This is a genomic window from uncultured Enterovirga sp., assembly GCF_964242715.1.
Taxonomy (GTDB): domain Bacteria; phylum Pseudomonadota; class Alphaproteobacteria; order Rhizobiales; family Beijerinckiaceae; genus Enterovirga.
The window spans coordinates 188,311-194,662 of sequence record NZ_CAXTAZ010000002.1 but is presented as its reverse complement, the minus strand read 5'-3'; the positions used below and the strand labels follow the sequence as shown (position 1 = coordinate 194,662).

At 69.4% G+C, this 6,352-nt stretch carries 8 protein-coding genes; 4 read left to right on the top strand and 4 right to left on the bottom strand.

Going from position 1 to position 6,352, the window contains the following annotated elements; translation table 11 throughout:
• The 3 genes from ACFE87_RS02355 to ACFE87_RS02345 all read left to right on the top strand — a co-directional run.
• The coding region (locus ACFE87_RS02355; RefSeq protein ID WP_375457997.1) for a methylmalonyl-CoA mutase family protein at nucleotides 1-1,148 on the top strand (1,148 nt) is incomplete at its 5' end.
• A complete protein-coding gene (locus ACFE87_RS02350) occupies nucleotides 1,145-2,341 on the top strand; it encodes a benzoate/H(+) symporter BenE family transporter (RefSeq protein WP_375457996.1) in 1,197 nt (398 codons plus the stop codon). The genes ACFE87_RS02355 and ACFE87_RS02350, both read left to right, overlap by 4 nt.
• Nucleotides 2,342-2,431: 90 nt before the next feature.
• Nucleotides 2,432-2,731 (top strand): hypothetical protein, encoded by a 300-nt coding sequence (locus tag ACFE87_RS02345; RefSeq protein WP_375457995.1) that lies wholly within the window; start codon nucleotides 2,432-2,434, stop codon nucleotides 2,729-2,731.
• Nucleotides 2,732-2,747: 16 nt separating this feature from the next.
• Here ACFE87_RS02345 and ACFE87_RS02340 read toward each other — a convergent pair whose 3' ends face one another.
• Nucleotides 2,748-3,905, bottom strand: coding sequence for a trans-sulfuration enzyme family protein (locus ACFE87_RS02340; RefSeq protein WP_375457994.1), 1,158 nt, complete (start codon nucleotides 3,903-3,905; stop codon nucleotides 2,748-2,750).
• A 156-nt stretch (nucleotides 3,906-4,061) separates the two neighbouring features.
• On the opposite strand from ACFE87_RS02340, the gene ACFE87_RS02335 reads away from it, so the two are divergent.
• Nucleotides 4,062-4,568 carry a TspO/MBR family protein gene (locus ACFE87_RS02335; RefSeq protein ID WP_375457993.1) on the top strand — a complete coding sequence of 169 codons (507 nt, stop codon included), beginning with the start codon at nucleotides 4,062-4,064 and terminating at the stop codon, nucleotides 4,566-4,568.
• On the opposite strand, the gene ACFE87_RS02330 is transcribed toward ACFE87_RS02335, so the two are convergent.
• From ACFE87_RS02330 to ACFE87_RS02320, 3 genes are read right to left on the bottom strand one after another with little or no spacing between them, the layout of a single operon-like run.
• Nucleotides 4,565-4,948 (bottom strand): response regulator, encoded by a 384-nt coding sequence (locus ACFE87_RS02330; RefSeq protein ID WP_375457992.1) that lies wholly within the window; start codon nucleotides 4,946-4,948, stop codon nucleotides 4,565-4,567. The two genes, ACFE87_RS02335 and ACFE87_RS02330, sit on opposite strands and share 4 nt — an antisense overlap.
• Complete coding sequence (gene hpt / locus ACFE87_RS02325) at nucleotides 4,948-5,520, bottom strand: hypoxanthine phosphoribosyltransferase (protein ID WP_375457991.1); 573 nt, start codon at nucleotides 5,518-5,520, stop codon at nucleotides 4,948-4,950. The genes ACFE87_RS02330 and hpt overlap by 1 nt, the downstream gene beginning before the upstream one ends.
• A gap of 20 nt (nucleotides 5,521-5,540) precedes the next feature.
• The gene (locus tag ACFE87_RS02320; RefSeq protein WP_375458003.1) at nucleotides 5,541-6,341 is read right to left on the bottom strand and encodes a zinc-ribbon domain-containing protein; all 801 of its coding nucleotides are present in this window, start codon (nucleotides 6,339-6,341) and stop codon (nucleotides 5,541-5,543) included.
• Nucleotides 6,342-6,352 lie beyond the last annotated feature (11 nt).

Sequence of the window (6,352 nt, the reverse complement as noted above, 5' to 3'; positions counted from 1 at the left end):
CGGCCTGGAACGAGGCGCTCGGCCTGCCGCGCTCCTGGGACCAGCAATGGTCGCTCCGCATGCAGCAGGTGCTGGCCTACGAGACCGACCTCCTCGAATTCGAGGACCTGTTCGACGGCTCCGTCGTGATGGAGCGCAAGGTGGCCGAGCTGAAGGAGGCCGCGCGCGCCGAGCTCGACCGGATCAATCGCGAGGGCGGCGCGATCGCGGCGGTCGAAACCGGATCGTTGAAGCGCGCGCTCGTCGAGTCCAATGCCCGCCGCATCGCTCGGGTCGAGAGCGGCGAGCAGGTCGTCGTCGGCGTCAATCGCTTTACCGAGGGCGAAAGCTCGCCGCTGATGGCCGGGGAGGGCAGTTTCATGTCCGTGCCCGAGGCGGTCGAGATGGAGGCGGTGCAGCGCCTTCGGGCCTGGCGTACCAGTCGGGACGGCGCCGCGGTCGAGGCCGCCCGCGCCGAACTCGAGCGGGCGGCGCGCGAGGGCCGGAATGTGATGCCGGCCTCGATCGCGGCCGCGAAGGCCGGGATGACGACCGGCGAATGGGGCGAGACCCTGCGCGAGGTCTTCGGCCAGTACCGCGCCCCGACCGGCGTCTCACGCGAGACCCTGAGCGAGCCGGCGGGCGAGGACGTGCGCCTCGTCATCGCCGATCTCGGGGCAAAGCTCGGCGAGACGCCCCGGATGCTGGTCGGCAAGCCCGGGCTCGACGGCCATTCCAACGGCGCCGAGCAGATCGCGCTCCGCGCCCGCGACGTCGGCATGGAGGTCACCTATGACGGCATCCGCCAGACCCCGGCCGAGATCGTCGCGAAGGTGCGCGAGACCGGCGCGCATGTGATCGGGCTCTCGATCCTGTCCGGCTCGCACGTGCCGCTCGTCCGCGAGGTGATGGCCCGGCTCCGGATCGAGGATCTCGACCACATCCCGCTCGTCGTCGGCGGCATCATCTCGGCCGAGGACGAGAACGTCCTCCGCAACATGGGCGTCGCCGCGATCTACACGCCGAAGGATTACGCACTCGACGCGATCATGATCGACATCGCCCGGGTGGTGGAACGCTCGCTGACCGGGCGCGGCGAAGACAGACCGAGCCCGCCGGCCGTGGAGACCTTTCGCAAGGCGGCGCGGCGCACCGTCACGCGCAGGTGAGCGATGCCGTACCGCGCGACTCGCCCGCGGGTTCGCTGATTCAGCCTCTCTCCGCCGGCCTCCTGGTCGGGATCGTCGGCTATGCGTCGACCTTCGCGCTTGTGCTGAAGGGCCTGCAGGCCGTGGGCGCGACCCAGGAACAGGCTGCCTCCGGTCTCCTCGCCATCCTGGTCGTGAAGGGGTTGCTGGCGATCGGGCTCAGCCTGCGCACCCGCATGCCGATCTCGATCGCCTGGTCGACGCCCGGGGCCGCGCTCCTCATCGCGACGGGGGTTCCGGAGGGCGGCTTCCCGGTCGCGGTCGGAGCCTTCCTGGTCGTGGCCGGGCTCGTCGTCGCGGCGGGACTATGGTCGCCCTTCGGCCGGGCCGTCGCCGCGATCCCGATCACGCTGGCCAGCGCCATGCTGGGCGGCATCCTGTTCGGTCTCTGCACCGCTCCGGTCCGGGCGGTCGCGACCCTGCCCGCGTTGGCCCTGCCGGTCGTGGTGGTCTGGGCGCTCGCGCTGAGATTCGCCCGCCCCTATGCCGTGCCGCTGGCCGTGCTCCTGACCGGGATCGTGGTCGCGGTCGCGACGCCGGTCCCGGCCGGGATGCTGGCGGATCTCGTCCCCCATCCGATCGCCGTCATGCCGCGCTTCACCCTCGACGCCGTCATCGGCATCGCAATCCCGCTCTTCGTCGTCACCATGGCCTCGCAGAACGTGCCGGGCCTGGCCGTCCTGCATGCCAACGGCTACCGCCCGTCGGTCGGGATGCTGTTCGTCTCGACGGGGATCGCGAGTGCGCTCAGCGCCGTCTTCGGCGGCCACACCGTGAACCTCGCGGCGATCACGGCGGCCCTCTGCGCGGGGCCCGAGGCGCATCCCGATCCGGCCCGACGTTACGTCGCCGGCGTCACGGCGGGTGCGACCTATGTCGCGCTCGGGCTGCTCGCGAGCTTCGCCGCGGCCTTCGTCGCGGCGTCGCCGCCGCTCCTGATCGAATCGGTCGCGGGACTCGCGCTCCTCGGCAGCCTGGCGGGCGCGCTTCAGACGGCGCTGTCCCGCGAAGACGAGAGGCTACCCGCGATCGTCACCTTCGTGACCGCGGCTTCGGGGACGACGTTCTTCGGCATCGGCTCGGCCTTTTGGGGCCTCGTCGCGGGCGGGCTTCTCCTTGCAATCCTGCGTTCCGGCCCTCCTGTCCGGAGCTGAATGCCAGGCTCTACTAGGAACAAAGCCGCGCCCCCTCGATTGAGCGCCTGGTGCGCCTGTCCGCAGGATAGGACGATCGGAGAGAATTCTATGAAGACCTTGCTTCTGTCGGCCGCCGTGTCGGCCGCCCTGTTCGCCGTTGCGGCTCCGGCCTCCGCCGCGCCGGCCGGGCTCGCGCCTGGCGTTGCGCCCGAGACCGCCCTCACCGAGGCGGCCTATCGCCGTCGCGGACGGATGATGCGTCCCTATGCCTACCGTCGCCCGATGTATCGCCGTCCCATGGCCGGGCGGCGCATGTCGTCGCCGTCGCAATCGGGGAATGCCCGCAACCCGAGCGCTCCGGTCGGCCAGCAGCAGCAGGGCCAGACCACCGGCGGACCGCGCTACTGACGCCGTCGCAAGCCGATCAGCCGTGCGCGGCGCGTAGCGCGCGGTCGAGGTCGTCGAAGAGGTCGGCCGGGTCTTCGATCCCGGTCGACAGCCGAAGGAGATCGGGAGGGCAAGGTGTGCTCGGCCCCTCGATCGAGGCGCGATGCTCGATGAGGCTCTCGACTCCTCCCAGCGACGTAGCCCGCTTCCAGAGTTCGACCTTCGCGGCCGTTGCAATCGCGGCTGCCTCACCGCCGCGGACCTGGATCGAGAGCATGAAGCCGAAGCCGTTCTCCATCTGGCGGGCGGCGACGTCGTGGCCAGGATGCTGGGGCAGCCCTGGATAGAGAACCCGGGCCACGTTCGGATGGGACGACAGCGCGTCGGCAAGTCGCGCGGCTCCGCTCGCCTGGGCGGCCGAGCGCACGAAAAACGTCTTCAATCCGCGCTGCAGGAGATAGGCCTCGAAGGGGCCGAGAATCGCCCCGCTTCCCGAACGGTGTTTGAGGATTCGCTGCCAGAAGGCATCGTCCGTGGTCGCTGCGAGAACGCCGGCGACCACGTCGGAATGCCCGTTCAGCACCTTGGTCGCGGCGTGCATGACGATGTCCGCGCCGAGCGCGAGCGGCCGGGTGTGATAGGGCGAGGCGCAGGTCGAATCCACGGCAAGCCGCGCGCCGGCGCGATGCGCGAGTTCCGCGGCGCCGGCGATGTCGGTGATGGTCCAGAGCGGGTTCGAGGGCGTCTCGATCCAGACGAGGCGCGTCCGGCCGGGCCGGAGGGCGGCCGCGAGCTTGCCGAGATCGTCCGTCTCCACGAGTTCGACCTCGAGCCCCCAACGCACGCTTTCCGTCAGGAGCCAGTTGCGGAGCCCCCAATACATGACTGAAGACGCGATCACATGGTCGCCCGGATCGAGCGACATGAAACAGGCCGTGGCCGCCGCCATCCCGGACGAGAACAGGAGCGCGCCCGCCTCCGCCTCCTCCAGCATGGCGAGGACCGCTTCCGTGTCCCGGACCGTCGCATTGTCGGGCCGTCCGTAGATGAAGCCGGACGAATAGCCGTTATCCGGATCGCGGAGATAGGTCGTGGCGACGTGGATCGGCGGGACGACCGCGCGCGTGATCGGGTCCGTGCGGCCGAGCGCCTGGGCGGCGAGGCTCGATTTCGACCAGGTGAGCTTTTCGGCCATAAGTGTGGGGTCCAGGCGGTGTCGCAAGCCGGGCGGGCGATCCCGATGCCGGTGCGAGAGAGTGTGTGCGCGGCACTTACCAGACGATCCCGCGCGGTGGAACGTGGCCGCCGCAATCGCGATGCGGCATGATCGGGTCGAGCCGGAAGCACGCCCTTGATCACGCCGCCAGACGAAACCGTTTCGACCCGCGTCTATTCCTTTTCGCACCTGCTCTCGGCGACGATCCCGGTCACCGTGGCGGCGATCTCGGGCTCGCTCGTGACGAGGCCCCGCATTCCGACGTGGTATGCGGGCCTCGCGAAGCCTGCCTTCACGCCGCCGAACGGCGTCTTCGCTCCCGTCTGGGCAATTCTGTTCGCCATGATGGCCTTCTCGGTCTGGCGGATCCTGACCCTGCCGCGCCACAGCCCGAACCGGTCGCAGGCGCTGGCCTGGTTCTTCATCCAGCTCGGTCTCAACGCCGCCTGGTCCTGGGCCTTCTTCGGCCTCAGAAGCCCCGCCGCCGGCGCCGGAACCGTCATCCTGTTGCTGGCGACGCTGCTGGCGACCATCAACCTGTTCTGGCGAACGGACCGGCTGGCCGGCGCGCTTCTCGTCCCCTACGCGTTCTGGGTCGGCTATGCGAGCTACCTGAACTTCGCGATCTGGCAGCTCAACTAACCGTTCGACGTGGTCCGGCCGGCGAGGGCGCGGGCAACGCCCGAGCGCAATTCGGCGAGGGAAAAGGGCTTCGTCAGCACGTCCACCACGATCGCCTCGAGATTCCGCGCCCGCTCGCGCTGCTCGGCATAGCCGGTCATCAGCATGATGGTCAGGTCCGGGTAGTCGCGCTTCGCCGCGAGCGCCAGCGCGATGCCGTCCATCATCGGCATCCTGATATCGGTCAGGAGCAGGTCGATCTCGCCGCCCATCTCGGCCAGCCGCTCGATCGCGTCGGACCCGTCGACGGCCAGCGTGACCACGTGCCCGTCCAGCTGGAGTCCGCGTTTCAGGAAGCCGCGGACGGCCTCCTCGTCGTCGACGAGCAGGATCTTCGCCATCAGGGCCGGCGATCGTCGAAGAGGTCGGGCTCCGACGTACCGTGCGCGACGACGCCGACGAAGGGGAGCTGTCGAAAGTTGTGGGCCACGTCCATGCCATAGCCGACAACGAACATGTCGGGACAGGAAAAGCCGACGAAATCCGCCTCGATGGTCACGGCTCGTTTCGATCTTTTCTCGAGCAGGACGGCCACGAAGACCCGCTTTGCCCCCCGCGCCACCAGCAGGTCCTTGGCGTAGGAGAGGGTCCGGCCCGATTCCAGGATGTCGTCGACGAGCAGGACGTCACGCCCGGCGACGTCGGTCTCGATGTCGCGCAGGATGGTGACGTTGCCGGTCGAGACCGTCCCGGTGCCGTAGCTCGACAGGTGAATGAATTCCACCTGGGGCGTGGCTTCCATGCGATGCAGTGCCCGGATCAGATCCGCGGCGAACATGAAGCTGCCCTTGAGGACGGCGACCACGAGCAGGTCCGGCGAGGTCGCCGACACGATCATGTGGGCGAGTTCCTCGTTTCGACGGGCGATCGCCGCCTCGTCGAACAGGACCCGCACCTTGTGTGAGGGATTCATGCCGGGACACTGGCAGAAGCTCAGCGCAACGCAACCTTGCTGAGTCCGCTCTCCCGGAAGGTCACGAGGATGCGCTTTCCGGCCGGCGGCGGCGAGGCGAGCCGGGCCCGGAACGGGATCTTGGCCGCCCCGGCCAGTTCACCGGCGCTGGGCTCGACCGCCCAGGCATAGAGCACCTCCCCGGCCTCGCCCTCGACGACGACCTCGATCGGCGGCACGGCCTTGTCGCGGCCGGCGACGTTCACGATCTCGCCCGTGACCACGAGCACGGGTGTCCCGCCCTCCTGGGTCAGGGTCGAGGCCACGCCGTCGAACCGGAGGCCCACGAGATTCACCGGAAGGCCGAGGGCGGAAAAGACGATGGCGGTACCGGGTAGTGCCGCCACGATGGCCGCCCGGGCGAGGATTGCCGCCGGCAATGCTGCGAGCAGCAGCAAGGCGAGCGCTGCGCCCCGCATCCAGGTCGAACGGATGGCCGGGCCCTTTCGGCCGGAGGAGCGGCGCCGGCCTGCGAGCTGTGAGCGGTGGGCGGGTTTCGCGGACCGCTTGCGCTGGGCGGTCGAGATCGTGGTGTCCGGTTCGATCACCAGCGCCATGCCGTCCGGGACGGCGATCTCGGTCGCGGGCGGCGGTGCGATGTCGGGCTCGGAGTCCTGCGCTCTTACGACCCGTATCTGCTCCTCCGGAGGAACGACGTCGGGCTCGGGAACGATGAACCAGCTTTCCCGGCAGGCCGCGCAGCGTACCTTGCGGCCGATCGGCCCGATTCGTTCAGGATCGAGCGTATATTCGCTGGCGCAGGACGGGCAGGAGATGAGCATCACGGGATCGC

Coding starts and splice junctions, on each gene's coding strand:
- ACFE87_RS02340 (WP_375457994.1), bottom strand. CDS start 3,905: ATGGCCGAAAAGCTCACCTGGTCGAAATCGAGCCTCGCCGCCCAGGCG.
- ACFE87_RS02330 (WP_375457992.1), bottom strand. CDS start 4,948: ATGGCGAAGATCCTGCTCGTCGACGACGAGGAGGCCGTCCGCGGCTTC.
- ACFE87_RS02345 (WP_375457995.1), top strand. CDS start 2,432: ATGAAGACCTTGCTTCTGTCGGCCGCCGTGTCGGCCGCCCTGTTCGCC.
- hpt (WP_375457991.1), bottom strand. CDS start 5,520: ATGAATCCCTCACACAAGGTGCGGGTCCTGTTCGACGAGGCGGCGATC.
- ACFE87_RS02320 (WP_375458003.1), bottom strand. CDS start 6,341: ATGCTCATCTCCTGCCCGTCCTGCGCCAGCGAATATACGCTCGATCCT.